The following is a 25,128-nucleotide window of genomic DNA, read 5'->3' on the forward strand; positions in this document are numbered from 1 at the left end:
GTGTTGGCGGAAACCGCCCCGCGCGAAATCGACCAAAGCGTCGGTCTCGGCGCAATCAAAGCGTCGGTCTCGGCGCAATCAGAACGCCGACGAGCGGGACGCGGCGCCCTAAGACCCCGCGGCCGGGGCGCGAACCACCAACGGCACCGCCGGGAAGTAGGCGGCCATCTCCGAGCGGGACTTGCGCAGCGCAGCGGTGCCGTAGCCCTGCTTGCGGTGGTCGGGGTGAATCCAGATGCGCACGTTGACCTCGCCGGCCACCAGGTCACCGAACACCATCCCGACCTTGTGCGGGCCGTGCACCGCCACCAGCCACGCCGCCTCTTCGGCGTTGACGCGTCGCAGCCCGGCGCGGATCTCCTCGTCGAGGTCACCGGCGGGCGCCCGTGACCCGTCCCCCGACTCGCGCACGTCGGCCGTGCGCGCCGCGAAAACCTCACGGTCCTGCTCGGGGGCGAACGGGCGCAGCACCATGGTGTCCACCGGACGGACCGGCTCCCCCATGGTGAAGCTCAGCTGGTTGTTCAGATCCTCGAGTTCGGCGACGATCCGGCGCCGCGCCACCTTGGTGAGCCGGTCGAAGGACAGCCGCAGCACCGCTTCGGCGGCCCGGGCCGAGGTGCCCAGGTGCGCGGCGATCGCCTCGATGGCCGCGTCGTAGTCCTCGGCCTCGACGACGACGTCGAGCAGTTCATGACGGTGTTCGAGCGCACGCATCAACGCGTCGGCGATCTCCCTGCGCGCCACTCTCGGATCGACATCGGTCATTGGCTGAGCGTAACGACCGCAGTGCTGCCCGGTCGCGAATCCCGGGGCGACCAACATCGCCCGATGGCGAAGTACAGGCTTACGCCGCAGTCTGACTGTGTGCGCCCGCAGTTCTCACGAGCGCCCCGACAGACACCGCCAAACGTACGTTAGCGAGCACCCGACTCACACTTTTCCTCGCTAACGTGCATCTCGCGGATGCAGGCGAGTTTAGTCGAGCAGAACCGTCGCGAACGTGCCGACCTCGGTGAAACCGATGCGCGCGTACGTCGCGCGGGCCACGGTGTTGAAGCTGTTGACGTACAGGCTGGCGATGCGGCCGCTGCGCACGATCGCCGACGCCAGCGTCGCGGTGCCTGCGGTGCCCAGCCCGCGGCCGCGGTAGTCGGGATGCACCCACACGCCCTGGATCTGCCCGACCGACGGTGACTGCGAACCGACTTCGGCCTTGAACACCACTTGGCCCCGGTCGAACCGCGCCCACGCCCGGCCCGTCGCGATCAGCCCGGCCACCCGACGGCGGTAGCCGCGTCCACCGTCGCCGATGCGCGGGTCGATGCCGACCTCGCCGATGAACATGTCGATGGCCGCCACCAGGTAGGCGTCGAGTTCGTCGGCGCGCACCGGCCGCACGGCCGGGTCGGTGGCACACTGCGGCGACGTGCTCAACGCCATCAACGGCTGGTCCTCACGCACGTCACGGGCGGTGCCCCAGGCCCGCTCCAGACGCTGCCACAGCGGCAGCACCAACTCTGCGCGACCCACCAGCGAGGAACAGCGCCGCGCGGTGCTCATCGCCTTGTCGGCGAAGGCCTCCAGATCGGCCGTCTCGCCGCGCAACGGGATGAGATTCGCCCCGGCGTAGCACAGGGATTCGCTCACCCGCCGCCGCGTCCAGAGTTCGCCGCCGATGGCCGACGGTTCGACGCCGTGCTCGGCGACCCGGGACGTGACCATGCAGGACCCGACCGGGTCCTCGTCGAGTACCCGCAGCACCGCGCCGACGTCGCGCACCACCGACACCCGTCGCTCCTCGGCGAGACGGAAAAGCGGCGGAGCCGACATGGAGACTCTTTCTAACGAATCCCGGCGATGGGTGGGTGCGCTGGCGAAGCCACTTTCAGCTTACGGTGATAATCGGAGAACCGCTGGCAGATGTTTGGCCGTCGCCGCCCTCGACGGGCTCGCCGAGTTCGGCGGCCAACCGCATCGCCTCCTCGATCAGCGTCTCCACGATCTGCGCCTCGGGAACCGTCTTGATCACCTCGCCCTTGACGAAGATCTGGCCCTTACCGTTGCCCGACGCCACACCGAGATCCGCCTCACGGGCCTCACCGGGACCGTTGACGACACAACCCATCACCGCCACGCGCAGCGGCACGTCCAGGCCCTCCAGCCCGGCGGTGACCTCGTTGGCCAACTTGTAGACATCGACCTGTGCGCGGCCGCACGACGGGCACGACACGATCTCCAGGCCCCGCGGGCGCAGGTTGAGCGATTCCAGGATCTGGGTGCCGACCTTGACCTCTTCGACCGGCGGCGCCGACAACGACACCCGGATCGTGTCACCGATACCGCGCGACAGCAGCGCACCGAAGGCCACCGCGGACTTGATGGTGCCCTGGAACGCCGGGCCGGCCTCGGTCACGCCGAGGTGCAGCGGGTAGTCGCACTGCGCGGCCAGTTGCTCATAGGCGGCGACCATGACGACGGGATCGTTGTGCTTGACGCTGATCTTGATGTCGCCGAAGCCGTGTTCCTCGAACAGCGAGGCCTCCCACAGCGCGGACTCGACCAGCGCCTCCGGGGTGGCCTTGCCGTACTTCTCCATGAAGCGTTTGTCCAGGGATCCGGCGTTGACGCCGATGCGGATCGGGATGCCCGCCGCGCCTGCCGCCTTGGCGACTTCGCCGACGCGCCCGTCGAACTCCTTGATGTTGCCGGGGTTCACCCGCACGGCGGCACAACCGGCGTCGATCGCGGCGAAGATGTACTTGGGCTGGAAGTGGATGTCGGCGATCACCGGGATCTGGCTGTGCTTGGCGATCTCGGACAGCGCGTCGGCGTCCTCCTGGCGCGGGCAGGCCACCCGGACGATGTCGCAGCCGGTGGCGGTCAACGCCGCGATCTGTTGCAGGGTCGAGTTGACGTCGTGGGTCTTGGTCGTCGTCATCGACTGCACCGCGATCGGATGGTCGCTGCCGATGCCGACGTCGCCGACCATCAGCTGACGGGTTTTGCGCCGCGGCGCCAACGTCGGGGCGGGTAGGCCCGGCATTCCGAGACCCACACCGGCGACGGAAGTCATGAAATCTCTCCTACTGGAAGAGCCTGATCGGGTTGACCAGGTCAGCGGTCACGGTCAGCAGCATGTAGCCGACCACCACCAACAAGACTACGTAAGTAGCGGGCATGAGCTTGAGGTAGTTCACCGGGGTCGCCGCCACCATGCCGCGCGCCGACCGGAACATGTTGCGGATCTTCTCGTACACCGCGATCGCGATGTGCCCGCCGTCAAACGGCAGCAGCGGAACGAGGTTGATCGCACCGAGCACGAAGTTCAACTGTGCCAAGAAGAACCAGAACGCCACCCACAGCCCGGCTTCGACGGTGTCGCCGCCGATGATGCTGGCGCCGACCACGCTGATCGGGGTCTCCGGATCGCGTTCGCCACCGCCGATGGAGTGCACCAGCGCGCCGACCTTGGTGGGGATCTTGGCCAGCGACTTGCCGAGTTCGACGGTCAGGTCACCGGTGAACGCGAACGTCGCAGGCACCGCCGAGAGCGGGTTGTACTGCGTGGGGCCGAACTGGGCGGCGCTGACCCCGATCGCCCCGACCGTCGACGGGCCGTTGTCGTTGGCGGCGGTCCAGCGCTGGGTCGGGGTGACGTCGACGACGGTGGTGAACTCGCGCGTCTGGCCGTTCTCGTCACGCTGCACGGTCAGCTGGGTCGGCCCGAGCCGTTCGCGCACCGCGGCCGCCATCTCCTCGAAGTTGGCCACCGGGGTGTCGCCGACCTTGACCACGACGTCGCCGCCCTGGATGCCGGCCAGGGCGGCCGGGCCCGGACCGGCGCAGTCGCCGAGTTCACCCTTGACGACTTCTGATGCGACGCAACCGGTTTCGCCGACGACGGCGGTGGTCGGCGGGTGCAGGTTGGGCAGCCCCCACACGACGGCGATGCCGTAGATCAGGACCAGGCCGATGAGGAAGTTCATCGCGGGCCCCGCGGCCAGCACCGCGGAGCGCTTCCACGTCTTCTGCTTGTACATGGCGTACTTCTGCTCGTCGGGCGCCAGTTCCTCCACCGAGGTCATGCCGGCGATATCGCAGAAGCCGCCCAACGGGATGGCCTTGAGGCCGTACTCCGTCTCGCCGAGCTTGTTGGCTCGCCGCGTCGACCACAGCGTCGGACCGAAGCCGACGAAGTAGCGGCGCACCTTCATGCCCGTCGCGCGCGCCACCCACATGTGGCCGCACTCGTGCAGGGCCACCGAAATCAGGATGGCCAGCGCGAACAGCACGACACCAATCACGAACATCATCTGGTGGCGACAACCTCCCGCTCGACCGCACTGCGCGCCCGGTCCCGTGCCCACTGTTGGGCGTCAAGTACTTCTTCCACGGTAGCGGGTTCGGCCGCCCATCCGTCGGCAGCGCGCAGCACGTCCTCGATGGTGCGCACGATGCCGGGAAACGGGATCCGGCCGTCCAGAAACGCCGCGGCGGCTTCTTCGTTGGCGGCGTTGTACACCGCGGTCAGGCAGCCGCCCTGGGCGCCGGCCCGGCGGGCCAGGTCGACGGCCGGAAACACCTTGTCGTCCAGCGGTTCGAAATCCCACCGCGACGCGGTGGTGAAATCGCAGGCCAGCGCCGCGTCGGGGACCCGCGCCGGCCAGCCCAGCGCCAGCCCGATCGGCAGCTTCATATCGGGTGGGCTGGCCTGGGCCAGCGTGGAGCCGTCGGTGAACGTCACCATCGAGTGCACGATCGACTGGGGATGCACGACCACCTCGATGCGGTCGTAGGGCACCGCAAACAGCAGGTGCGTTTCGATCAGTTCCAGGCCCTTGTTCACCATCGACGCCGAGTTCAGCGTGTTCATCGGCCCCATCGACCAGGTGGGGTGCGCACCGGCCTGCTCGGGGGTGACGGTCTCGAGTTGCTCGGCGCTCCAGCCGCGGAACGGGCCGCCCGAGGCGGTGAGCACGATCTTGGCGACCTCCTCGGGGGTGCCGCCGCGCAGGCACTGCGCCATCGCCGAATGCTCGGAGTCCACCGGCACGAGCTGGCCGGGTTTGGCGGCCTTGAGCACCAGCGGCCCGCCGGCGACCAACGACTCCTTGTTGGCCAGCGCCAGCCGGGCGCCGGTGGCCAGCGCGGCGAGGGTGGGCTTGAGGCCCAGGGCGCCGACGAGCGCGTTGAGCACGACGTCGGCTTCGGTGTTTTCCACCAGCTGGGTGGCGGCGTCGGGGCCGGCGTAGGTGACCTCACCGACATGTTCGGCGGCGGCGACGTCGGCGACGGCGATGTTGGTCACCCCGGTCTCGGCGCGCTGCCTGGCCAGCAGGTCGGGGTTGCCGCCGCCCGCGGCCAGCCCGACGACCTCGAAGCGATCCGGGTTGGCGGCGATGACCTCCAGCGCCTGCGTGCCGATCGAGCCGGTACTGCCGAGCAGCAGCACCCGCTGTCTGTTGTTCACCGATCCATTGTGCCCTCTCGTGAAGTCGGCGAGCTGGGCCCACGCGCCAGCTGGGGAACACAACGGGGTGACGCGCCGCGTTTCCGTCCGCTTCGGCGTCCGCTCGCGCGAGATCGCCGGGCGCAGGGCAGCGCGGCGCTACCGCCCGAGCTGCCGCAACAGCCCGTGCATGTCCAGCTGCCCACGGTGCGCCACCAGCGCGTCACCCTGGAACCGGTCGATGTGGATGCCGGCCACCGAGACCTTGGTGCCGGTCGCCGCGATACCGCGGAAATCGCCGCGATGGGTTCCGACGAAACGACATCGCGACACCCCGTGCGACCCGTCGACCAGCACTTCCTCCATGACGTGGTGGCCGTCGGGAAACGCCTGGGAGAACCCCTGCAGGTGGGCCAGCCACGCGTCCCAGCCGATCGGTGCACCGCTGCCGACCTCGACGACCACCCGTGGCGACACCAGCGCCTCGAGCGTCGACCAATCGCGCCGGTCGATCGCGCCGTAAAGGCACTCCACCAGTTCGCGGACTTCGTCGGCTTCGAAAGTCATGCGCGATCCGCCTTCGGCGCCTCGCTGGCCCTCATGTGCGCACCTTCTCGATGACGTTCTCCGCGAAGCGCTCGATCGGTGCGCGGAACCGCTCCACGTCGCCCGGCGGCAGGTTCAGCCCGGCCCACGGACTGCACATCACCGCCGTGATGCCCAGCTCTTCGGCGCGTTTGTACAGATCCGGTGAGGGCGGGTCGAGCAGCGCCAGGATGATCTGGAAAGGCTCGTTGTCCCTGCCGTATTCGCGGCGCAGCTCCGAAAGCCTGCGAACGTAGCCGGTGGCGTCGTCCAGCAGGTAGGCGTAACCGACCCAGCCGTCGCACAACCGCGCGGCCCGGCGCAGCGCCGCCTCGGACTCACCGCCGCACAGGATCGGCACCGCGTGCGGCGGATGGGGTTCGATCATCATCTCGGGGACCTGGTAGTGCTTGCCGTGCCACGACACCCATCCGCCGCGCCACAGTTCCCGCAGCGCGGGGATCATCTCGTCGAGCCGGGCGCCGCGGGTGGTGAAGTCCTGACCCATCAGGTCGTACTCCTCACGCATCCACCCCACCCCGGCCGCCAGCGACACCCGGCCGTCCGAGACCACCGAGGCGGTGGCGACCTGTTTGGCCACCTCCAGCAGGGGCCGCGCGGGCGCGACGTAGACGGCGTTGGAGAACCGCACCCGGCGCGTCACCGCGGCCATCGCGCCGATCATCACCCAGCAGTCCGGCCACGCCGTCTCGGGCGCCCACATCGGCTTACCCGTCGGCGAGTCCGGGTACGGCGACGACAGCTCGCGCGGATAGATGAGGTGATCGGAACAGACGATGCCGTCGTAGCCGGCCTCGTCGAACATCTGCGCCAACGGCACGGCCTCGGAGGTCTTCATGAACGCCGTGCCGGACCAGAACTCCATGCCGCATCTCCTATTTGGCCGTCAGGCCGCCGTCGACAGGCAGCGCCACCCCGGTCAGATACCGGCCCGACGGCCCGCACAGGTAGACCATCGCATCGCTGATGGCCTCGGGCTCCACCGGCGCGATGGGCAACAGCGGCTGTTGCGCGGCACCGAAGCCGGCGTGCTCCTCGACGAAGCGACCGGCGGCCTCGTTGAAGATCATCGGGGTCGCCACCCCGCCCGGATGCACGGAGTTGACGCGGATGTTCTTGGTCGCCAACGAGTTCGCGTAGTGCCGCATCAGGCCGACGACGCCGTGCTTGGCCGCGGTGTAGCCCGCGGCACCGTGGCTCATCGTGTCGAAGCCGGAGCTGACGGACTTCAGGCCGGCCGCCGAACTGGTGATGACGACGACGCCGCCGTCGCCGTGATCCAGCACGGCGGGCAGCGCGGCCTCGATGGTGTAGTACACGCCCTTGAGCATGATGTCGACGGCGTCGATGAACGACGCCATCGTGTTGCGCTGGTCCCCGATCGCCGGGAAGACGCCCGCGTTGGCGAGAACGAAGTCGATGCGCCCGAATTCGTCGACCCCGCGCCCGACGACCTCGGTCAACCGGTCGAAATCGCGCACGTCGCCCCGCTCGGCGACGATACGCCTACCGGTCTTTTCGACCAGGTTGACGGTCTCGTCGAGGTCCTCCGGCGTCGCCATCGGATACCCGACGGAGTCCACCTGCTCGCACAGGTCGAAGGCGATGATGTCCGCGCCTTCCTCGGCGAACCGGACGGCGTGCGCACGGCCCTGACCGCGCGCGGCGCCGGTGATGAACGCGACCTTGCCTTCGAACTGGGATGTCATGAGGCATCACCCTACGGCGGGGCGTAGTAGGCCTATGCCAGAATGTCGGCTAGCACCGAAGACCGACCGTTAAGGAGCAGCCGTGCCGAGCACCGAGGTTGAGCGACACACCGGCGCAAACTCTGTTGACGTCGAGGATGTGCCGTCGGCCCAGTGGGGCTGGTCCAAGGAGAACCCCAAGTTCATCCACATCGGCGGGCTGTTGGCGGCCGCGTTTCTGTTGGCCATGTTGCACGGCAACCACGTCGGTCGCGTCGAGGACCTGTTCCTCATCGGCTTCGCCGCGCTCATCGTGGCTGCGGTCGTGCGCGACTGGTGGTTACGCCGCCGCGGCTGGATCCGCTAGACCGAGTACAGCGGCCGAAACGTCTGCGCCCCGAGGTCGAACAGGGTCTCGGTGGTAGCGACACCGTGATCGCGGACCCGCGCGGCAGCCAACGCGTGGGCCTTGAACGCCCGCGCGGCAACGCTCAACCGGTGCTCCCGCGGATCGATGCGACCGCCCAGGTCCTCGGGCCAGTGCTCGCCCCACACCGTCACCTCGGTTTCCCCGGCGTTCCACAGCGCCAGCACCCGGTCGCGTAGCCGCGCGTCGCGGCTCAGCACGTCAGCGCTGACGGCGACCGCGTCAGCCCCTGTCGCGGCCTCCAGCATCGACGTCGCGGTCGAGGGAAGCGGTGCCGCGCCCAGGATCGCCAGCGGCCGCACATCCCCCGGGTCGTCGACCAGCACGTTGACGCTCCAGCCCGCGCGGGCGCGGTCGAAAAGCCACCCGCCCGACGAGGCCACCAGATCGGCAAGGCCCGCGGCGATCACAGTGAGCCGGTGCCGATCGCTCGATGCAGCGCCGTCGTGCGCACCCTCGTCCACGTTGCCGGGGGCGCTGATGGGTCGGGTCGCCATGTGAGTCCTATCCGATAGTCCATCGAGTGCATAGAGCGTGACATTTTTACGGCGATCTGTAAAGGTCCGGCGCGCGGTGACGACGCCGAAACGTGCCGGAATTCGGCTTCGACGGCTCAGCGCGGGCCGATGTTTGTCAGAGTGAGTGCATGAGTCTGGTCGCCGGGCGGGGCCCGCTGAGCAAGAATCGCGCCGGTTGGTTCTCCCCCCCGCTGCCCGAGGCGGTCTATGTCGAACCGCACCCCCGCCGCGTCCAGGGTCTGCGCGACGGCCGGGTGGTCATCGACACCGAACGCGTGCTGCTGGTGCACCGGTGCGATCACCCGCTGAGCTACGCGTTCGCCGCCGACGAGGTCGGTGACCTTCCGCATGAGCCGGTGCCGGAGGCGCCCGGGTTCGTGCGGGTGCCGTGGGACGCGGTCGAGACGTGGCTGGAGGAAGGACGCCGGCTCGTGCGCTATCCGCCGAACCCCTATCACCGGGTGGACTGTCGCCCGACGACACGTCGATTGCGCGTCGCGGTCGGCGACACCACGCTCGTGGACACCGCCGACACCGTGATCGTGTTCGAGACCTCGGTGCAGACACGGCTTTACGTCGATCGTTCGCATGTCCGCACCGATCTGCTGAGACGCTCCGCGACCACCAGCTACTGCAACTACAAGGGCTACGCCACCTACTGGTCGGCGGTGATCGGTGGCGATGTCGTCGAGGACGTGGCCTGGAGTTATCCGGACCCGCTGCCCGAAAGCGCGCCCATCAGGGGGTTTTTCAGCTTCGACACCGAGCGCGTCGACGTGCTGGCCGAACTGCCCGCAGCGCCCCTCGATCGCCGAACGTGAGCTTGTGTTCGATCAGACGGCGAAACCTCGCACAGAACTTCACGTTCGGCCGATCACCGAACTCCCGAATTCCTCGATGGTGTCGAGGACATGGGCGAGGCTGTCCCCGGGCAGGCCCACCTGCACCCAGGTGACGCCCACGGCGGCCAGCTTTTCCAGCCCGGACAGGTAGGCGTCGGCGTTGAACCCGTCGCTGCCGGGAGTTCCGCCGTCGGGGTTGGTGAACGTGATCTCGATATCGGCGAAGTCCCGCCCGGCCTCGTCGAACCGCCGGCGAAGATCGTCGATGCCCGCGGCCAGACCGTCGGCATCCATCGCCGCGGTGCGCGCGGTCTGCGCCAACAACGCCGGCGCGGCGAACGGGCACCAGCCGTCACCGAACTTGACGACCCGTCTGCGGGCCGCTGCGGTGTTGCCGCCGATCCAGATCGGCGGGTGCGGATCGCTCACCGGGCGCGGATGCGCGGTGATACCGCTCGCGCTGAAATGGCGGCCCTCGTAGGAGAAGTCGTCGGTGGTCCAGATGCCCCGGATGACCTCCAGCGCCTCTTCGAACAGTACGGCGCGTTCGTCGAACTCCACCCCCAGCGCCGTGAACTCCCGCTTGAGATAGCCCACCCCGACCGCGAGCGTGAACCGGCCCTGCGACAACAGATCCAACGTGGCGCCCGCCTTGGCCACCACGAACGGGTTGCGGTACGGCAGCACCACGATGTTGGGGATCAGCCGCAACGTCGTCGTGGTGGCCGCGGCGAAACCCATTGCCACGAACGGGTCGACCGCGTCGTGCCCGCCGGCCTTCAGCCACCGCTCGGTGGGTGCGGGATGGTCGGTGAACCCGAAGCCGTCGAAGCCGGCCTTCTCGGCCGCCGCGGCCACCGCGGCGATGCCCGCACCCGTCACCAACTCCGGGTTGTAGGGATGGCTGTGCATCGGATGGGTGAACGTGAACCGCATGCAGGTGCTCCGCTCTAGAACATTCTTCTCGATTTGTGAGAATGTCGTTACCATGCGGGCAGTCGAAAGTACAGCCCCACGCGCCGCACACCGCCAACCGAAGATGGGAACCCGCGTCCATGAGCAAGCCCGAGATCGGCGTCTACCTACCCCAGATGGGCTTCACCTACGACGAGGTCCTGCACCGGACCCGTCGGTGCGAGCAGCTCGGCATCGACTCGGTGTGGCTCTATGACCACCTCTACGGACCGGGCGTTCCCGACTACCCGTCGCTGGAGGCGTGGACGCTGGCGACCGCGCTGCTCAGCAACACTGAGCGCATCGAGATCGGACACATGGTGTTGTGCAACCAATTCCGTCATCCCGCGGTGCTGGCCAAGATGGCCACGACGCTCGATCAGATCTCGGCGGGTCGCCTGCAATTGGGAATCGGCAGCGGGTCGATCGAGGACGAGCACCACCGGGTGGGCCTGGACTGGGGAACGTTTCGGGAGCGCTCCGAGCGGCTGGGCGAGACGCTGGAGATCCTGCATCAGGCGTTCGCCGACGAGGTGATCGACTTCACCGGTAAACATTTCACCGTGCAGGACATGCCGATCAAACCGGGACCGGCCCGCCGGCCGCGCCCGCCGATCGTGGTGGGCGGTGTCGGCGAGAAGTACACGCTGCCGTTGGTGGCGCGGTATGCCGATGTGTGGAACGTGCCCACCTACGCGTTGGGCGAACTGGAATCGAAGACGTCGGTGCTGCGCCGGCTCTGCGAGCAGGCCGGCCGCGATCCGTCGACGATTGTGCTGTCGGTGGAGGCGGTGATGGCGCTGGCGCCCGATGACGCGTCGCTGCCGTCCGTGCGGCAGCTGGCCGAAAAGCGTTTCGGAGCACCGGCGTTCGGGCTGAAGGAGGGCGGGCTGGTCGGCACGGCGCCTGCCATCCTCGACCGCCTGCATCAGCTTCGGGAACTCGGCTTCGGCCAGATCGTATTGTTCACCCACGACCGCGCATCCGATGAGACGCTCGAGCTGCTGGCCGCCGAGGTGATCGCCAAGCTCTAGCCGGGTCGCTTCGCCGGCGGCGAGTAGTTCGGGCGGCCCAGGCCCAACGCGTGCTGGGCGATCATGTTGCGGAACACCTCCAGCGTGCCGCCGTAGATGCCGGTGGGCACCGCCAACCGGAACAGGTACTCGCACGCCCCGTCGGCTGCGGCGCCGTCGGCCTCCACGGGCAGGGTCCCCGCGGCGCCGAGGATGTCCATCAGCTCCGGGGTGACCTCACGCATGGTCTGCGCGTTGGCGACCCGGCCGAACATGCCCGGGGTGCTGATCGCCGCCTCCATCCGGGAAATAGCGTGGCCCAGCCGATATTTCACCGCGTCGTCGTCGCCGGCGAGCGCGGCGACCTTGTCGATCGCCTCGCCGACCAGCAGGAGGTGTTCGGTCATGGTGGCGAGCTTCTGCAGCCCCTGGTCGTCGCGTTCGACGGTGCCGTGTTCGGCGTTGAGCGCTTCGCGCAGCACCGTCCAGCCGCCGTTGACCTCGCCGACCCGGTACCGGTCGGCGACGCGTACGTCGCTGTAGTAGGTGATGTTGGTGCGGTCGCCGTCGACGGTGCGCAACGGCTGGATCTCCACACCCGTGGTGTCCAGCGGCACCAGGAACATGGTCAGGCTCTGATGTTTGGGTGCATCCGGAGCGGTGTTGGTGATCAGGAAGACGTACTGGGCGTTGTGGGCGTTGGAGGTGAACATCTTGGAGCCGTTGATCACCCAGCCCTCACCGTCGCGCACCGCGCGTGTCTTGCAGGTGGCGACGTCCGAGCCGCCTTCGGGTTCGGTGTAGCCCAGACACAACCGCACGCGACCCGACAACACCTCCGGCAGCAGTTCGTCGAGCAACTCCGGTGCGGCGAACTGCTGCAGGCAGCGCGCCACCATCATCGTGGTGGGCCAGTGGAACCACGGGGTGTGCGCGCGGCCGATCTCCAGTTCCCAGATGCGCCGGCACACGGCGGAGAAGCCGCCCTCGGACTCGGGTTTGAAGTCGGCGGCCAGATAGCCCTGCGCACCGAGCGCCAGATGCACACCCTCGTCGAAGTTCTCACCCGTCTCGCGGTCACGCCGGATGACGTCGTCGGTCACCAGGGTGCGCAGGACGCCGCGCAGTTCATCGCGGAACGCCCGGTCTTCGTCGGACAGTTGCACGTGCGAGAAATCCACCACCACACCGTGACATTCAGCCGCATTTTTGTAAAGTGAGCGGATGGGTATCGTGACGACGACTTCGGAGACCACCTTTCACCAGGCACCGGAGGTGATCTACGACTTCGTCACCAACCCGGCGAACTGGACGAAGACCTATCCGGGCAGTGCGCACATCGGTGGCCTGCCCGCGAACCTGCCGCTGAAGGTCGGCGATACCTGGACCGAGGCGGGGCCTGACGGCGACCGCATCTTCACCTGGCACCTGGCCATCGCCATGCGTCCCACCATGTGGGTGTTCAACTCGGTCGGCCGCCTCGGTCACGACGCCGAGGGCAACGGCGGCATGGCGGGACGCATCACGGTGCACTATCACTTCACCCAACCCGGGGCCGGGATCACGTTGTTCACCAGGACCATGACGGTCGAGGCCTACAAGCACGCACCCCTGCCCGACGGGTTCTTCCGCACGGTCAACCCCGCCCACATCGACGCCTACCACGCCGCGGTCGCTAGGGAATTGACGTGATTTGTGTGCGTTTAGGCGCGCCACGCGCAACAAAACGCACACAAATCACGAGGGGCGGTGCAGTGCCCTGCGCAGCGCGGCGCCCTGCAGCGCGAACAACTGCTCGCTGATCTCCCAGTCCGGCAGCAGCGAATCGAACCCGTGACACGTGCCCGGGTACACGTGCAGCTCGGTCGACACCCCGGCCCGCAGCAACCGGCTCGCGTAGTCGATGGCTTCGTCGCGCAGCGGGTCGAGCTCCGAGCAGGTGATCAGAGCCGCTGGTACACCGGACAACTGGGTGCTGCGGGCCGGTGCGGCATCGTCGGACACCGGCTGTTCGCCCAGATAGTGGCGCCACATCCACCGCGCGGCCGGACCGTCGAATCCGGGGGTCGTGCCGAACTCGCCCTTCGACGGTGTCGCCCGATCGTCGAGCACCGGCTGATGCAGCAGCTGAAATACCACCGGCGGTGCGGATCCGGCGGCGGCGCGCTGGGCCAGCCGGGCCGCCAGCGCACCACCGGCGCTGCTACCCGCCACCGCCAGCCGGGCGGTGTCGATCCCCAGCTCCGCCGCGTTGGACACCGCCCCGCCCAGCACCGCCACGGCGTCGTCGAGCCCGGCCGGATACGGGTGCTCGGGGGCCAACCGGTAGTCGACGGAGATCACCGTGCAGCGGCCGCGTCTGGCGAACTCCACGCACTGTCGGTGATCGGTATCGAGGTTGCCCAGCACGAACGCCCCTGAGTGGCAGTAGATCACCGCCGGGGCCGGTGACGACGTGCCACGGTAGATCCGCACCGGGACCGAGCCCACCGCTCGGTTCTCGATCTCGACGCCGATGGTGTCGACACCGCGTGCGGCGTCGGCGCGGCGCTGGTTCAGCGAATCGCGGACCACGCCGAGCACACCCGGCGACAGGTCGGTGCGCGCGTCGGCGAAGTGGCGAAGCGCGGGGTCGAGCCGATCGACGATGTCCACGGCCGGCTACCGGTGTGCCGCCGAATGCGACTCGGCGCCAGCGGTATTCGAGAGAACCGGTGGGTCGAACGTGTAGTCGGCGGGCCGGAAGCGACGCGTCATCGCCCAGAACGCCCGCGCGCTGCGCGGCCACTGGGTGACCACTCGGCCGTTGGCGGCGCGGAAGTAGTTGCTGCACCGGGTGAGCCACACGGTGCCCTGCATCCATTCGTCGATCCTGGCCAGAAACTCGGCCGTGGTCGACGGCCGCACCGCCACATACGATTTGTTCTTGCGCCGCAGGTATTTGAGTGCGCGCACCACGTAGCGGGCCTGCGCCTCGAGGATGAAGATGACGCTGTTGGAGCCGACGTTGGTGTTGGGACCGTAGAGCATGAAGAAGTTCGGGAAGTCAGGGACGGTCATGCCCAGGTAGGCGTGCGCCCCGTCGCGCCACGTGTGCCGCAGCGTCGTTCCGTGCTCGCCGACGACGTCGATCTGACCGAGGTAGTCCGCCGCGGCGTAGCCGGTCGCGCAGAGCACGACGTCGACGTCGAGTTCGGTGCCGTCCTCGGTGACCAGGCTGCGTGCGCGTAGCGAGCGCGCGGGGCTGGCGATCACCTCGACGTGCCGTTGGGTCAACGTCTGCAGGTAGTCGGTGGCGAACACCAGCCGTTTACAGCCCAGCGGGTGCTCCGGGGTGAGCTTGGTCCGCAGGTCGGCGTCGGGCACGGTGGCCTCCAGCACGCGCAGCGCGATGTCCCTGAACTCCTGGGTCTTGTCGCTGCCGTGCTCGATCACCGAGATGTTGGACTCGCTGCGCAGCCACAGCCGGGTGCGGTAGATCTTCTTGGCGAACGGGACGTAGCGGAAGGCCCACTTCTCGCGCTCGGAGTAGGACCGATCGGGTTTGGGCAGCACCCACGTCGGCGAGCGCTGCACCGAGTACACCTTCCTGGCCACCTTCGCGACCTCGGGGATCAGCTGTGCCGCGGTGGATCCGGTGCCCAGCACGGCCACCCGGGCGTCGGCGAGGTCCACGGTGTGGTCCCAGCGGGCGGTGTGCATCAGCGTTCCGGTGAACGGCTCTTCTTCGGCCAGTTCGGGCAGCACGGGCCGGGTGAACAGCCCGACCGCGGAGACCACGATGTCGAATTCGTAGGTGGCGCTGTCGGCGGCGGTCAGCCGCCATCTGCCAGCCTCACTGTCCCAGTGTGCCGCGACGATCTCGGTGTGCAGCCGCAGGTTCGGTTCGAGCGCATAGCGCCGGGCACAGTTCTCGAAGTACTCGAGGATCTCCGGCTGCGCCGACCACAACCGCGACCAGTTCGCGTTCAAGTCAAACGAGTAGGAGTACAAATGCGACTTGACGTCGCACGCCAGCCCCGGATACGTATTGATCCGCCAGGTTCCGCCGACACCGTCTTCCCGGTCGAAGATCGTGAAGTTCTCAAATCCGGCTTTTCGCAGGAAGATTCCCAGCGCCAGCCCACCCGGTCCGGCGCCGATGATGCCGACCGAGGGGCTCATCCGATTCGCAGGCATTGCCCTCCGTCGACCACAAGCTCGCTTCCCGTGATGAACGACGCGTGCTCGGAGACCAGGAACGCCACCGCGTCGGCGACCTCGACCGGTCGGCCGAGACGGCCGAACGACGCGGTGAGCCTGCTCTGCGTGGCGTCGTCGAGCATCGGTGTCTCGATCGGCCCGGGAAACACCGCGTTCACCCGGATGTCGTCGCGGGCGAGTTCGGCGGCGGCGATCTGGGTCAGCCCGCGCAGCGCCCATTTCGACGATCCGTAGGCGGCGTGGTTGGGGAACGGCCGCATCGCGCCGGTGCTGCACGTGTTCACGATCGCCGCCCCTTCGGCCGCCCGGAGCTGGTCAAGGGCGGCCTGGATGCCCAGGAACGGACCGAGACAGTTGACCCGCCAACTGCTTTCGAAGCCCTGCGCGGTCTCCTCGCCGAGCCCGGCCCGGTGCAGCACCCCGGCGTTGTTGATCAACGTGGTGAGCGCCCCGAACCGTTCGACCGTCGCATCGACCGCCACGCGCCACTGCGCTTCGGAGGTGACGTCGAGCCCGACCGCGAAAACACCGTCGTCGGGTGCGTGGACGGGCAGCACATCGCACGCGGCGACCAGGAACCCGTCCGCGCGCAGCCGCGCCACGATCGCCGCGCCCTGCCCGCGCGCGGCACCGGTCACCAGCGCCACCCCGGCGGTCGCCGTCACTGCGCCTCCCGCAGATGTTCGGCGACGCCGCGACGCAGTGCCTGCGTCTCCGACGCCAGCGTGATCATCTGAAATCCCAGTCGTGCCATAGCCTTTCCCGGCACTCCCGCGCCGGCATGGACGCCGGCGATCAGCCCTGCCGCTGCGGCGGTGGCATGGATCCGGGCGATGGCCTCCTGCACGACGGGTGCGGTCCAGGCCTGCGCGGGGCGGTGTCCGAGGCAGATGGCCAGGTCCGCCGGGCCCACGTAGATCCCCGAAAGCCCGGGTACGGCGCAGATCTCGTCAAGTGCCGCGAGCCCGCGTGCGGTCTCGACCATGGCGAACACCGTTGCCCGCGCTTCGTGCCCGGCGGGGTCGAGACCCAGGTCGGCGCGCAGCGGGCCGTAGCTGCGGACCCCGGCGGGCGCGTACCGCGTCGCGGCCACCGCCGCGGCGGCCTGTTCGGCGGACTCGACCATCGCGACGATCACCGCGTCGGCCCCGGCGTCGAGTACCCGGCCGATCGGCGCGGGGTCCGCCGACGGCAGCCGCACCGCCGTGCCGATCGGCACGTGCTCGAGCCGGCGCAACAGCAGGGCGGCGTCGGCGTCGTCGAGATAGCCGTGCTGGACGTCGAATCCGACGTAGTCGTAACCGGCGCGGGCGAACTCTTCGGGGCCGTTGCTGGTCGGGCCCACCACCCAGCCGCCCCACACGTGTTCTTTGGTGGCCAGCGCCTGCTGCAGCCTGCTGGGGTTCACTCGACGATCGCTATCTTGATGCGTTCGGGCACCGGGCGGCAGGCCAGTTCGAACGCCGCCTGAACCTGCTCGACGCCGAACGTGTGGGTGAGGTATGCGGGAAGCAGGTCGGGATGGCGGCGGGCGAAGTCGTCGGCGGCGCATAACATTCGGCGCCGGTCCAGGGTCACGCCCGATTTGAGCGTCAGGTTGTTGCGCAGCATGGTGCGCATGCTGATCGGATAGCTGTCGTCGTCGGGCACGCCGAAGTAGAACACGGTGCCACCGGGTGCGGCGGCCTCGACGGCGTGTCCGAGGGTGGCAACCTGGTGCCCGACGGCCTCGATCACGACGTCGGGACGGTCGTCGGGCCTCAGGTGGCTGACCCACCGGTCGCTGGTGGCGCGCACGATGGTGTCGACGCCGAACTGCGCTCCGATTCCGTCACGGTCGACGGGATCCACACCGGTCACCCGGCGGGCACCGAACGCCTTTGCCGCGTAGGAGAACAGCAGTCCGATGGAGCCCTGTCCGATGACCGCGACGTGGCGGCCCTTGAGGCTGCCGATCTGCTCGATCGCGTACAGCACACACGCCAGCGGCTGCAGGGCGACCGCGTGCTGGGGGCTCAGCGCCGGGTCGTATGGCGCCAACCCGTCACCGTCGGCCACGACGTGTTGCATGAGACCGTCGAAGCCCGATGCCCAACCCACGACGGGATCGCCGATCCCGTGGCTGCGGTGCCGGCTCGCGACCACCTCGCCGACGACCTCGTGAATCGGGAAGCCCGGCTTCTCCGCGGCGGATTGTCCCGCGTCGCCGGCGATTTTGCCGCGCACACCGCGAAACGGCGGCAGATCGCTGCCGCACACCCCGGCCGCGCGGAACCGCAGCAGCACCTGCCGGTCGCCCAGCGATTCAGGTGAGATCTCGGCGACGTCGTGACGTTCGAAGGTGTAGGGCGCCACCAACCGGTATGACCACACGTCAGACCTCCACCTGGACGGGAACGCTGTTCCAGCCCCACTGGAAGCTCGACGGCGGACGCGATGCGGCCTCGCCGATGATGCGCCACTCGGGGACCCGACGCAGCCACTCCTGCACCAGGACGGCGATCTCGAGGCGCGCGAGATGCACGCCGAGGCAGAAGTGTTGGCCGCGGCCGAATGCCAGCAGGCGCTCGATCGGGCGGTTCCAGATGAACGCGTCGGGGTCGGGGTATTCGCGTTCGTCGCGGTTGGCCGAGGCCAGCAGCGTGATGACTCTGCTGCCCGGGACCAACGTGGTGCCTGCGACGGTGAACGGTTTGCGTACGGTGCGGGCGAACCATTGCGCGGGTGCGCAGTAGCGGATCATCTCTTCGCGCGCGACCGGCACGTTGGCCGCCGGGTCGGTCCGCACGGCCCCCAGTTGGCCGGGATGTTTGGCGAGTTCCCATAACCCGTGCGCCACGATTTTCGGCACGGTCTCGGTGCCGCCGATGAAGACGGCCAGCATCTGCGTGGCGGCTTCGACGTCGTTGAACGCCGAACCGTCGGGCAGCCGGTACTCGACGAGGTTATCGGCGATCGGATTGTGTCCGGCCTCGGCGCGACTGCGCTGCACCAGCGGGATGAGGTATTCCAGATACCCGGGCCGGGCGTTGGCCACCTCCACGCCGCTGCCCGGCTGAGCGAGGTTGCCCGCGTTGACGGTGGCCAGCACCTCGGGCGCGAGTTCGGTTGGCATGCGCAGCAAGTCGCAGACGATCGAGGCGGCCACGATACCGCCGTACTCCTGGGTGAGGTCGAATGTCCCCCGCGGCAGCAGTTCGTCGAGGCGCTCGTTGGCAAGGACGCGGATCCGGTCGGCCAGCGCGGTGACGGGCTTGGGCCGGAACTGCCCGGCGGTGCAGCGGCGCACGCCCTCGTAGATCGGGCTGTCGAAGTTGGCGTGAAACGGCATCGGGTGCAGCGGCGGGTCGGGCACCGGGCCGTTGTTGTGGCGCGCCAGAACGGTTGCGGCGGGCAGCGTCCCCTCCGACGCGACGAAGGTGCCGTCGTTGACCTCCAGCACCCGCCAGATGTCGTCGAACCGCGACAGCGCATAGGTGTCCCACTTGTCGATGTAGTACACCGGATACTCGTCGCGCAGCACCCGGTAGTACGACAGCGGATCGGCCATCACGGCCGGATCGAACGGATCGTAGGAAAAGCCTTGCTGCACGGTCGTCGTCATTGCAGTGGTGAAGGGGGTAGGGCCGTCAGAATCGAGTCTTCCCAGCCGTCGCGCAGCGCGGGCGCGACGCTCATCCAGGTGACGATCTCGGCGGGCGGGTTGTCTTTCCAGGACGGGTAATGGTTGGCGAAGCAGTCCCAGTCCCCCTCCAGCGCCCAGTAGTGGATCACCTCGTTGAACCGGAAGGTCGTGATGAACGAACCGAGCCAACGCTTTCCGGTCCGCTCCGACCACGGCACGTAGAGCCGTTCGAGCTCGCGGATGTAGTCGTCCTGGCGGCCGGGCTTGGTCTGCATGATCTCCTGGATCACCAGGCCCGCGGTGAACCCGGTCTCCTGCAGCTGCGCCAGTGTCCGGTTGCTCCTGCCCGCGTACATGATCCGGCCCTCACCGCGGGCGCCGATCTCGGCCAGGAACGACGACCATTTCGCCGCGGCCGCTTCGTGGCTGCCGCCGCGGGCCTGTGCCGCGCCGATGCGCGCGTAGTCGGCGAACTCGTCGATCTCCCAGATGATCGTCACCTGGGGCCAGTGCCCGTTGTACGGAGTGGTCTCCCAGATCGCGAACAACCGCGCCCCGAGTTCGGCCATCATCGGGTGGTACACGTCGCTGAACGTCTCGGTGAACCGGCCGTCGCCCTGGCCTTCGCTTCGGTGGTGTCCTCCGCGGCCTGATCCGAGGTCGATGGTTTCGTGGAGATAGAGAAGCGTATGGCCGTGGTATCGCTTCATGACCTGCGCCCATTTGACAGTGACACCCTGCGAGCGTGACACTTACCGCGTGATTTGTAAAGGCGTCGACACGCTGAGCCCGCTCGCGCAGGGGTTCTGCTTCGGGGAGGGCCCGCGCTGGTTCGAAGGGCTGCTGTGGTTCTCCGACATGCTCGGTGAAGCCGTGCACACCGTCACCCTGCACGGCGCGATGACCACGCTGCCGCTGCCCGGTCACGCACCCTCGGGGTTGGGCTTCTCCCCCGACGGGTCCCTGCTGATCGTCTCGACCGAGAAACGCGCGGTGCTGCGCTACGACGGTGACGTCGTGACGACCGTCGCCGACCTGTCCGGGACCGTACCGGCCGACCTGGGCGATCTGGTCGTCGACGACCGCGGCCGCGCCTACGTCGGGGCGCAGGCGTTCGAAGGCGGTGTGATCGTGCGAGTCGACAGCGACGGCTCCTCGACCGTCGTTGCCGAGGACCTCGCCTTCCCCAACGGGATGGTGATCACGCCGGGGGGCGACACGCTGATCGTCGCGGAGTCGATCGGCAGGCGGCTGACCGCGTTCACCGTCGCGCGCGACGGGTCGCTGACCGACCGGCGGGTGTTCGCCGACGCGCTCGACGGTCCGCCCGACGGGATCTGCCTGGACGCCGACGGCGGAGTCTGGGTGGCGATGACCCTTGCGCACCAGTTCGAGCGAATCATCGAGGGCGGCAACGTCACCGAACGTATCGACATCGGTGATCGGGCCGCGATCGCGTGCACGCTCGGCGGCCCCGAGCGCCGCACGTTGTTCCTGGTGTCGGCCGCCGACGCCTACCCGAAGCAGTTGATCGGCACGAAGCTGTCCCGCGTCGACACCATTACCGTCGAGATCCCCGGAGCCGGGCTGCCATGAGCGATGCGTACTACGAGCTGATCGACGGCACCGACCCGCTCGGTGAACGTTTCGCCGCAACCGATCTCGTGCGCAGCACCTGGTCGGCCGCGATCCAGCACGGCGCGCCGGTGTCGGCTCTGCTGGTGCGCGGTCTGCAGCGTTGTGAGGCGCGGCCCGACACGCGGTTGAGCCGGGTGATGGTGGACCTGCTCGGCGGTGTTCCCGCCGAGGGGGATCTGTGGGTGCGGTCGCGGATCGAGCGCCCGGGCAAGCAGATCGAGTTGGTCAGCGCCGAGATGCTCGCGCGCGGACCCGACGGTGCGCCGCGGCCGGTGGCCAAGGCCAGCGGGTGGCGGCTCAAGACGTTCGACACCCCCTCGCTGCTGCATGCGCCGGCGCCGCCGCTGCGCCCGCTCAGCGAGGCACGCGGCCACGACATGAAGAAAGACTGGGACCGCAACTACGTGCACAGCCTGGACTGGCGGTGGCTGACCAAGCCGCTCAGCGACGGGCCCGGCGAATCCTGGATCAAGCCGGAGGTCGACCTGGTCGCCGGCGAGTCGATGACCCAGCTGGAGCGGCTGTTCGCCGTCGCCGATGACGCCAACGGGATCGGCACCAAGCTCAACCCCGCGAACTGGACGTTCATGAACACCGACCTCGTCGTCCACGTCCACCGGGTCCCCGACGGGGAGTGGATCGGCATCCGGGCCGACACCAAGTACGGGCCCGACGGCATCGCCACGACGATCGGCACGCTGTTCGATGAAACCGGCGCTGTCGGAGGCATTCAGCAGTCGGTGCTGGTGCGGCCGATGCCGGGCCGCTGACCCCCGCTAGCTGTAATGACCAGGCAGGTTGTGGACGGCGTGGCGTGAGGAAGTAGGTGAGGACCTCCGGTATCGGTGTGGTTACCACACTCACATCGATCACCGAGAGGTCCTCATGTCTCACGCTAATGCCTTGTTGACCCCGAAGGGGCGACTGCGCCTGGCCCGCTGTGTCGTGGATCAGGGTTGGCCGCTGCGCCGGGCTGCTGAGCGGTTCCAATGCTCACCGACCACAGCGAAGAAGTGGGCGGAGCGCTATCGCGTCGGCGGCGTGGCGGCGATGGTCGATCGCTCCAGCCGTCCGTCGGTCAGCCCGAACCGGACTCCGAAGAAGACCGAGCGTCGAATCATCAACCTGCGTTTCACGCGCCGGTGGGGACCACATCGAATTGCCTATCACCTGCACCTATCGCGCTCGACGGTGCAGGCGGTGCTGCGCCGTCACCGGATGCCGCTGCTGCGCCATCTGGATCACAACACCGGCCTGGCGGTACGTCGGCCGACCCCGCACCGGTATGAACATCTGGCGCCGGGGGATCTGGTGCACGTGGACATCAAAAAGCTTGGTCGTATCCCCGATGGTGGCGGGCATCGCAAACTCGGTCGCACGATCGGCAACCGGCACAACAACAAGCACGGCCGCGGCTATGCCTATCTGCATCACGCCGTCGATGACCACTCCCGGTTGGCCTACTCCGAGATTCTCGACGACGAGCGCAAGGAAACCGCCGTAGCCTTCTGGCAGCGGGCCAAACAATCCTTCGCCGAGCATGGCATCGTCATCAAAGCGGTGCTGACTGACAACGGATCCTGTTACCGTTCAAAGCTTTTCGCCCAAGCGCTTGGTTCCGATGTCAAGCATAAGAAGACCCGCCCGTACCGGCCGCAAACCAACGGGAAAGTCGAGCGATTCAACCGCACCCTCAACCAGGAATGGGCCTACGCCCAGACCTACCTCACCGACGAGGCCCGCGCAGCGACCTACCAGGCATGGATTCACCACTACAATCACCACCGACCCCACACCGGCATCAAGGGCAAGACACCTATCGAACGCCTCGACGTTCACAACCTCCCCGCGAAGAACAGCTAGCCGACGCAGTCACCGGTGGGGACGGGCGCCGAGCTGTCGGCGTTGACCGCGATGCCGAAGAGCTGTTTGCCGGTGAGCACGAAACTGGAGTCGGGATCCTCCACGGACGCCCCGAACGCCAGGCCGAGAATCCGGCTGTTCAGGTCGATGAGGGGTCCGCCGGATCCGCCCTGCCGGACGCCGCCGCGCACGATGTACACCTCACGGTGCACGGTCTTGGTGCGGTAGATGTCGGGTCCGCTGAGCTCGATGAGGTCGCGCACCCGCGCCGGGGTGGCGACGAACGGCCCGCCGCCCGGGTAACCCAGGATCAACGCGTCTGCGCCCGATGGCGCCGTCTCTTCGGCGAACGCCAGCGCCGGGGCCTCCAACCCGGGCACGTCGAGGATCGAGACGTCGGCGTCGGGGTCGTAGAACACCACCGTGGCGGGATACTCACCGCCGTCGACCGACACGGTGATCTCGGTGGCGCCCGCCACACCGTGGGCACTGGACATCACCCGGTGCGGCGCGAAGACCACGCCGCTGCCGTCCAGCAGCTTCTGGCACGACGGCGCCATGCTGTGGACCTTGGCCACACTGCGGTGCGCCTGGGCGATCACCGGACTGTTCGCCAACGCGGCGTCGGGCGGGTCCACCGCGGCAATCGTCGCCGCCTCGACCGGTGGCATCGCCACCTCGGCTGCGGGCCATGGGCCCGAGCAGCCGGATATCCCGGCCGCGGTCAGAGCGGCGGCGAGCACCGTCACCACCCGTCGAATCGGTCTCATTGCGGAAACGATAGATGCCGGTCGCGGCGCGGGCATTCGGTGGTTCAGTCGATCACGCGCAGCGCGGCCACCGGGCACTGCGTGACGGCCTGGTGCATCCGGTCACGATCGGATTCGGGCCGTTCATTGCCGTGGATCACCACGGTGCCGTCGTCGGTCACCTCGAACACGTCGTCGGCGATCGATTCGCAGACGCCGTGCCCGGTGCACTTGTCGAGGTCCACTTCGACGCGCATACGTCTCCTACTGGATGTGCGCCGGCAGGCGCTTGATTCCGTGTACGAAGTTGCTGAGCAGCAGGTCGGGCTCGCCGAATTCCACGCATTTGAGCCGAGTCAACAACTCGCGGAACAAGTTTCGCAGTTCGGTCTTTGCGAGCTGATTCCCGAGGCAAAAGTGTGGCCCACCGCCGCCGAAACCCAGGTGCGGGTTGGGTGAGCGTTGCAGGTTGAACGTGTGCGGTGCGTCGAACACGGTGTCGTCGCGGTTGGCCGAGCAGTAGAACAGGCCCAGCTTGTCGCCTGCGCTGATCTGCTGGCCGGCGACCTCGGTGTCCTGGGTGGCGAACCGCGCGAACTGCAACACCGGCGTAGACCAACGGACGAATTCTTCGACAGCCCAGGTGATCCGGCCGTCGAAGTCCTCCATCAGCCAGTCCCGCTGCGCCGGGTTGTTCACCAGCGCCAGCATCGCGTGTGACGTCGTCTGCTTCGTGGTGTCGTTGCCGGCCGACGCGAGCAGCAGCAGGAACGCGCCGACCTCCTCATCGGTCAGCCGGTGCCCGTCCACTTGAGCCTCGACCATGCTGGTCATCAGGTCGTCACCGGGATTGCTGCGGCGGAACTTCGCGAGTTCGATGCCGGTGTTGACCAACAACATCATCTCGTTCATGGTGTTCTGCGCCCGCTCCTCCAGTGAGGAGTACTCGTCATCGCTCATCGAGAACAGCTTCTCGGCCGCCTTGGCGACCGCTTCGCGTTCCGACGGTGCCACCCCGAGCATTTCGGAGATGGTCATCATCGGCAGCCGGGCCGAACATGCCGTCACGAAGTCGACGTCCCCCGCGCCGATCAGGTCGTCGACGACGCTGACCGCGTTCTTGTGGATCTGGTCCTCGATCTGGCGCACGTTGCGCGGGGTGAACGCCGAACTGACCAATCGGCGGTAGACGGTGTGCTGCGGGGGATCCATCCCCAGAAAGAACGTGGCGATTTTCTGAATCTCGGCCGGCATCGGATCGAGCGCGACGCCCTGGGCCGACGTGAACAGTTCGGGGTGCTGGCTGACATGGACGATGTCGGCCCGACGCGTCACCGCCCAGAAGCCCGGCTCGACGGTGTCGAACAGCGACGGCAGCGGCTGATGCCAGCTGAGCCCTTCACCGGCGCGCAGTTTCGCGAACGTCTGGTCACGCACATCGAAGGGTTGGCACCAGAATTCGCGCGTGGAAAGGTCGTGCGGGCTGTATTCACGGAACTGCGGGCTCAGGACAGTCACCGATTTAGCGTGACACTCCGACAAATTTTTGT

Annotated in this window: 28 protein-coding genes; 7 read left to right on the top strand and 21 right to left on the bottom strand. The window is 68.0% G+C overall.

The window, feature by feature from the left end; genetic code table 11:
• Positions 1-108 precede the first annotated feature (108 nt).
• The 8 genes from K3U96_RS16410 to K3U96_RS16445 form a co-directional block, all read right to left on the bottom strand.
• A complete protein-coding gene (locus K3U96_RS16410) occupies positions 109-768 on the bottom strand; it encodes a GNAT family N-acetyltransferase (RefSeq protein ID WP_220690397.1) in 660 nt (219 codons plus the stop codon).
• Positions 769-978: 210 nt separating this feature from the next.
• Entirely contained in the window at positions 979-1,833 is an 855-nt protein-coding gene (locus K3U96_RS16415; protein WP_220690398.1) for a GNAT family N-acetyltransferase, read from the bottom strand.
• Positions 1,834-1,888: 55 nt separating this feature from the next.
• Entirely contained in the window at positions 1,889-3,076 is a 1,188-nt protein-coding gene (gene ispG / locus K3U96_RS16420) for a flavodoxin-dependent (E)-4-hydroxy-3-methylbut-2-enyl-diphosphate synthase (RefSeq protein ID WP_069405620.1), read from the bottom strand.
• A 10-nt stretch (positions 3,077-3,086) separates the two neighbouring features.
• Positions 3,087-4,316 (bottom strand): M50 family metallopeptidase, encoded by a 1,230-nt coding sequence (locus K3U96_RS16425; protein WP_069405619.1) that lies wholly within the window; start codon positions 4,314-4,316, stop codon positions 3,087-3,089.
• The gene (gene dxr, locus K3U96_RS16430; RefSeq protein WP_220690399.1) at positions 4,313-5,473 is read right to left on the bottom strand and encodes a 1-deoxy-D-xylulose-5-phosphate reductoisomerase; all 1,161 of its coding nucleotides are present in this window, start codon (positions 5,471-5,473) and stop codon (positions 4,313-4,315) included. The genes K3U96_RS16425 and dxr overlap by 4 nt, the downstream gene beginning before the upstream one ends.
• 138 nt (positions 5,474-5,611) lie before the next feature.
• On the bottom strand, positions 5,612-6,019 hold the full coding sequence (locus K3U96_RS16435) for an ester cyclase (protein ID WP_220690400.1): 408 nt from the start codon (positions 6,017-6,019) through the stop codon (positions 5,612-5,614).
• Between the two features lie 31 nt (positions 6,020-6,050).
• Positions 6,051-6,923 carry a TIGR03619 family F420-dependent LLM class oxidoreductase gene (locus tag K3U96_RS16440; RefSeq protein WP_220690401.1) on the bottom strand — a complete coding sequence of 291 codons (873 nt, stop codon included), beginning with the start codon at positions 6,921-6,923 and terminating at the stop codon, positions 6,051-6,053.
• 10 nt (positions 6,924-6,933) lie between these two features.
• Positions 6,934-7,767 carry a mycofactocin-coupled SDR family oxidoreductase gene (locus tag K3U96_RS16445; protein ID WP_069405615.1) on the bottom strand — a complete coding sequence of 278 codons (834 nt, stop codon included), beginning with the start codon at positions 7,765-7,767 and terminating at the stop codon, positions 6,934-6,936.
• Positions 7,768-7,849: 82 nt separating this feature from the next.
• On the opposite strand from K3U96_RS16445, the gene K3U96_RS16450 reads away from it, so the two are divergent.
• Positions 7,850-8,113, top strand: a complete 264-nt coding sequence (locus K3U96_RS16450) for a DUF2631 domain-containing protein (protein ID WP_069405614.1) — start codon at positions 7,850-7,852, stop codon at positions 8,111-8,113.
• Here K3U96_RS16450 and K3U96_RS16455 read toward each other — a convergent pair.
• A complete protein-coding gene (locus tag K3U96_RS16455) occupies positions 8,110-8,670 on the bottom strand; it encodes a hypothetical protein (RefSeq protein ID WP_230982171.1) in 561 nt (186 codons plus the stop codon). The genes K3U96_RS16450 and K3U96_RS16455 overlap by 4 nt on opposite strands.
• A gap of 149 nt (positions 8,671-8,819) precedes the next feature.
• Here K3U96_RS16455 and K3U96_RS16460 point away from each other — a divergent pair, with 149 nt between their 5' ends.
• The gene (locus K3U96_RS16460) at positions 8,820-9,512 is read left to right on the top strand and encodes a DUF427 domain-containing protein (RefSeq protein ID WP_220690402.1); all 693 of its coding nucleotides are present in this window, start codon (positions 8,820-8,822) and stop codon (positions 9,510-9,512) included.
• Positions 9,513-9,551: 39 nt separating this feature from the next.
• Here the strand turns inward: K3U96_RS16460 and K3U96_RS16465 are convergent, their stop codons facing one another.
• Positions 9,552-10,469, bottom strand: a complete 918-nt coding sequence (locus K3U96_RS16465) for an LLM class F420-dependent oxidoreductase (RefSeq protein ID WP_220690403.1) — start codon at positions 10,467-10,469, stop codon at positions 9,552-9,554.
• A 119-nt stretch (positions 10,470-10,588) separates the two neighbouring features.
• Here K3U96_RS16465 and K3U96_RS16470 point away from each other — a divergent pair, with 119 nt between their 5' ends.
• Positions 10,589-11,521, top strand: a complete 933-nt coding sequence (locus K3U96_RS16470) for an LLM class flavin-dependent oxidoreductase (protein WP_220690404.1) — start codon at positions 10,589-10,591, stop codon at positions 11,519-11,521.
• Here the strand turns inward: K3U96_RS16470 and K3U96_RS16475 are convergent.
• The gene (locus K3U96_RS16475; RefSeq protein WP_220690405.1) at positions 11,518-12,681 is read right to left on the bottom strand and encodes an acyl-CoA dehydrogenase family protein; all 1,164 of its coding nucleotides are present in this window, start codon (positions 12,679-12,681) and stop codon (positions 11,518-11,520) included. The two genes, K3U96_RS16470 and K3U96_RS16475, sit on opposite strands and share 4 nt — an antisense overlap.
• A gap of 43 nt (positions 12,682-12,724) precedes the next feature.
• On the opposite strand from K3U96_RS16475, the gene K3U96_RS16480 reads away from it, so the two are divergent.
• Entirely contained in the window at positions 12,725-13,192 is a 468-nt protein-coding gene (locus K3U96_RS16480) for a polyketide cyclase (protein ID WP_069405609.1), read from the top strand.
• 45 nt (positions 13,193-13,237) lie between these two features.
• Here K3U96_RS16480 and K3U96_RS16485 read toward each other — a convergent pair whose 3' ends face one another.
• Genes K3U96_RS16485 through K3U96_RS16515 form a run of 7 tightly spaced genes read right to left on the bottom strand, consistent with a single transcriptional unit; the run spans position 13,238 to position 20,038 of the window.
• Positions 13,238-14,155, bottom strand: coding sequence for an alpha/beta hydrolase (locus K3U96_RS16485; protein ID WP_220690406.1), 918 nt, complete (start codon positions 14,153-14,155; stop codon positions 13,238-13,240).
• 6 nt (positions 14,156-14,161) lie between these two features.
• Entirely contained in the window at positions 14,162-15,679 is a 1,518-nt protein-coding gene (locus K3U96_RS16490; protein WP_220690407.1) for a flavin-containing monooxygenase, read from the bottom strand.
• Entirely contained in the window at positions 15,661-16,368 is a 708-nt protein-coding gene (locus K3U96_RS16495; protein WP_220690408.1) for an SDR family NAD(P)-dependent oxidoreductase, read from the bottom strand. Before K3U96_RS16495 ends, K3U96_RS16490 begins: the two co-directional genes overlap by 19 nt.
• Positions 16,365-17,111 (bottom strand): HpcH/HpaI aldolase family protein, encoded by a 747-nt coding sequence (locus K3U96_RS16500; protein WP_220690409.1) that lies wholly within the window; start codon positions 17,109-17,111, stop codon positions 16,365-16,367. The genes K3U96_RS16495 and K3U96_RS16500 overlap by 4 nt, the downstream gene beginning before the upstream one ends.
• Entirely contained in the window at positions 17,108-18,076 is a 969-nt protein-coding gene (locus K3U96_RS16505) for a zinc-binding dehydrogenase (protein WP_220690410.1), read from the bottom strand. The genes K3U96_RS16500 and K3U96_RS16505 overlap by 4 nt, the downstream gene beginning before the upstream one ends.
• Position 18,077: 1 nt before the next feature.
• On the bottom strand, positions 18,078-19,307 hold the full coding sequence (locus tag K3U96_RS16510; RefSeq protein WP_220690411.1) for a cytochrome P450: 1,230 nt from the start codon (positions 19,305-19,307) through the stop codon (positions 18,078-18,080).
• Positions 19,304-20,038, bottom strand: coding sequence for an NIPSNAP family protein (locus tag K3U96_RS16515; RefSeq protein WP_220690412.1), 735 nt, complete (start codon positions 20,036-20,038; stop codon positions 19,304-19,306). The genes K3U96_RS16510 and K3U96_RS16515 overlap by 4 nt, the downstream gene beginning before the upstream one ends.
• A gap of 49 nt (positions 20,039-20,087) precedes the next feature.
• On the opposite strand from K3U96_RS16515, the gene K3U96_RS16520 reads away from it, so the two are divergent.
• The 3 genes from K3U96_RS16520 to K3U96_RS16530 all read left to right on the top strand — a co-directional run bounded on the left by K3U96_RS16520 (position 20,088) and on the right by K3U96_RS16530 (position 22,829).
• Positions 20,088-20,924, top strand: a complete 837-nt coding sequence (locus tag K3U96_RS16520; protein ID WP_230982172.1) for an SMP-30/gluconolactonase/LRE family protein — start codon at positions 20,088-20,090, stop codon at positions 20,922-20,924.
• Positions 20,921-21,736, top strand: a complete 816-nt coding sequence (locus tag K3U96_RS16525; RefSeq protein WP_220690414.1) for a thioesterase family protein — start codon at positions 20,921-20,923, stop codon at positions 21,734-21,736. The genes K3U96_RS16520 and K3U96_RS16525 overlap by 4 nt, the downstream gene beginning before the upstream one ends.
• 115 nt (positions 21,737-21,851) lie before the next feature.
• Positions 21,852-22,829, top strand: a complete 978-nt coding sequence (locus K3U96_RS16530; protein ID WP_220693555.1) for an IS481 family transposase — start codon at positions 21,852-21,854, stop codon at positions 22,827-22,829.
• Here K3U96_RS16530 and K3U96_RS16535 read toward each other — a convergent pair.
• From K3U96_RS16535 to K3U96_RS16545, 3 genes are read right to left on the bottom strand one after another with little or no spacing between them, the layout of a single operon-like run.
• Positions 22,826-23,599: a MarP family serine protease gene (locus K3U96_RS16535; protein WP_084223456.1), complete on the bottom strand. Its 774-nt coding sequence runs from the start codon at positions 23,597-23,599 to the stop codon at positions 22,826-22,828. The genes K3U96_RS16530 and K3U96_RS16535 overlap by 4 nt on opposite strands.
• A gap of 44 nt (positions 23,600-23,643) precedes the next feature.
• Positions 23,644-23,835 (bottom strand): ferredoxin, encoded by a 192-nt coding sequence (locus K3U96_RS16540; RefSeq protein ID WP_220690415.1) that lies wholly within the window; start codon positions 23,833-23,835, stop codon positions 23,644-23,646.
• 7 nt (positions 23,836-23,842) lie between these two features.
• Positions 23,843-25,096: a cytochrome P450 gene (locus K3U96_RS16545; protein ID WP_220690416.1), complete on the bottom strand. Its 1,254-nt coding sequence runs from the start codon at positions 25,094-25,096 to the stop codon at positions 23,843-23,845.
• Positions 25,097-25,128: the final 32 nt, after the last annotated feature.

Origin of the sequence: Mycolicibacterium holsaticum DSM 44478 = JCM 12374, from assembly GCF_019645835.1 — a bacterium.
GTDB classification, from domain to species: Bacteria; Actinomycetota; Actinomycetes; order Mycobacteriales; family Mycobacteriaceae; genus Mycobacterium; species Mycobacterium holsaticum.

Bases quoted from the DNA above. Each gene is read 5' to 3' on its own strand.
- K3U96_RS16410 (WP_220690397.1), bottom strand. From the start codon at position 768: ATGACCGATGTCGATCCGAGAGTGGCGCGCAGGGAGATCGCCGACGCG.
- K3U96_RS16415 (WP_220690398.1), bottom strand. From the start codon at position 1,833: ATGTCGGCTCCGCCGCTTTTCCGTCTCGCCGAGGAGCGACGGGTGTCG.
- ispG (WP_069405620.1), bottom strand. From the start codon at position 3,076: ATGACTTCCGTCGCCGGTGTGGGTCTCGGAATGCCGGGCCTACCCGCC.
- K3U96_RS16425 (WP_069405619.1), bottom strand. From the start codon at position 4,316: ATGATGTTCGTGATTGGTGTCGTGCTGTTCGCGCTGGCCATCCTGATT.
- K3U96_RS16435 (WP_220690400.1), bottom strand. From the start codon at position 6,019: ATGACTTTCGAAGCCGACGAAGTCCGCGAACTGGTGGAGTGCCTTTAC.
- K3U96_RS16440 (WP_220690401.1), bottom strand. From the start codon at position 6,923: ATGGAGTTCTGGTCCGGCACGGCGTTCATGAAGACCTCCGAGGCCGTG.
- K3U96_RS16445 (WP_069405615.1), bottom strand. From the start codon at position 7,767: ATGACATCCCAGTTCGAAGGCAAGGTCGCGTTCATCACCGGCGCCGCG.
- K3U96_RS16455 (WP_230982171.1), bottom strand. From the start codon at position 8,670: ATGGCGACCCGACCCATCAGCGCCCCCGGCAACGTGGACGAGGGTGCG.
- K3U96_RS16460 (WP_220690402.1), top strand. From the start codon at position 8,820: ATGAGTCTGGTCGCCGGGCGGGGCCCGCTGAGCAAGAATCGCGCCGGT.
- K3U96_RS16465 (WP_220690403.1), bottom strand. From the start codon at position 10,469: ATGCGGTTCACGTTCACCCATCCGATGCACAGCCATCCCTACAACCCG.
- K3U96_RS16470 (WP_220690404.1), top strand. From the start codon at position 10,589: ATGAGCAAGCCCGAGATCGGCGTCTACCTACCCCAGATGGGCTTCACC.
- K3U96_RS16480 (WP_069405609.1), top strand. From the start codon at position 12,725: ATGGGTATCGTGACGACGACTTCGGAGACCACCTTTCACCAGGCACCG.
- K3U96_RS16490 (WP_220690407.1), bottom strand. From the start codon at position 15,679: ATGCCTGCGAATCGGATGAGCCCCTCGGTCGGCATCATCGGCGCCGGA.
- K3U96_RS16510 (WP_220690411.1), bottom strand. From the start codon at position 19,307: ATGACGACGACCGTGCAGCAAGGCTTTTCCTACGATCCGTTCGATCCG.
- K3U96_RS16515 (WP_220690412.1), bottom strand. From the start codon at position 20,038: ATGAAGCGATACCACGGCCATACGCTTCTCTATCTCCACGAAACCATC.
- K3U96_RS16525 (WP_220690414.1), top strand. From the start codon at position 20,921: ATGAGCGATGCGTACTACGAGCTGATCGACGGCACCGACCCGCTCGGT.
- K3U96_RS16530 (WP_220693555.1), top strand. From the start codon at position 21,852: ATGTCTCACGCTAATGCCTTGTTGACCCCGAAGGGGCGACTGCGCCTG.
- K3U96_RS16535 (WP_084223456.1), bottom strand. From the start codon at position 23,599: ATGAGACCGATTCGACGGGTGGTGACGGTGCTCGCCGCCGCTCTGACC.
- K3U96_RS16540 (WP_220690415.1), bottom strand. From the start codon at position 23,835: ATGCGCGTCGAAGTGGACCTCGACAAGTGCACCGGGCACGGCGTCTGC.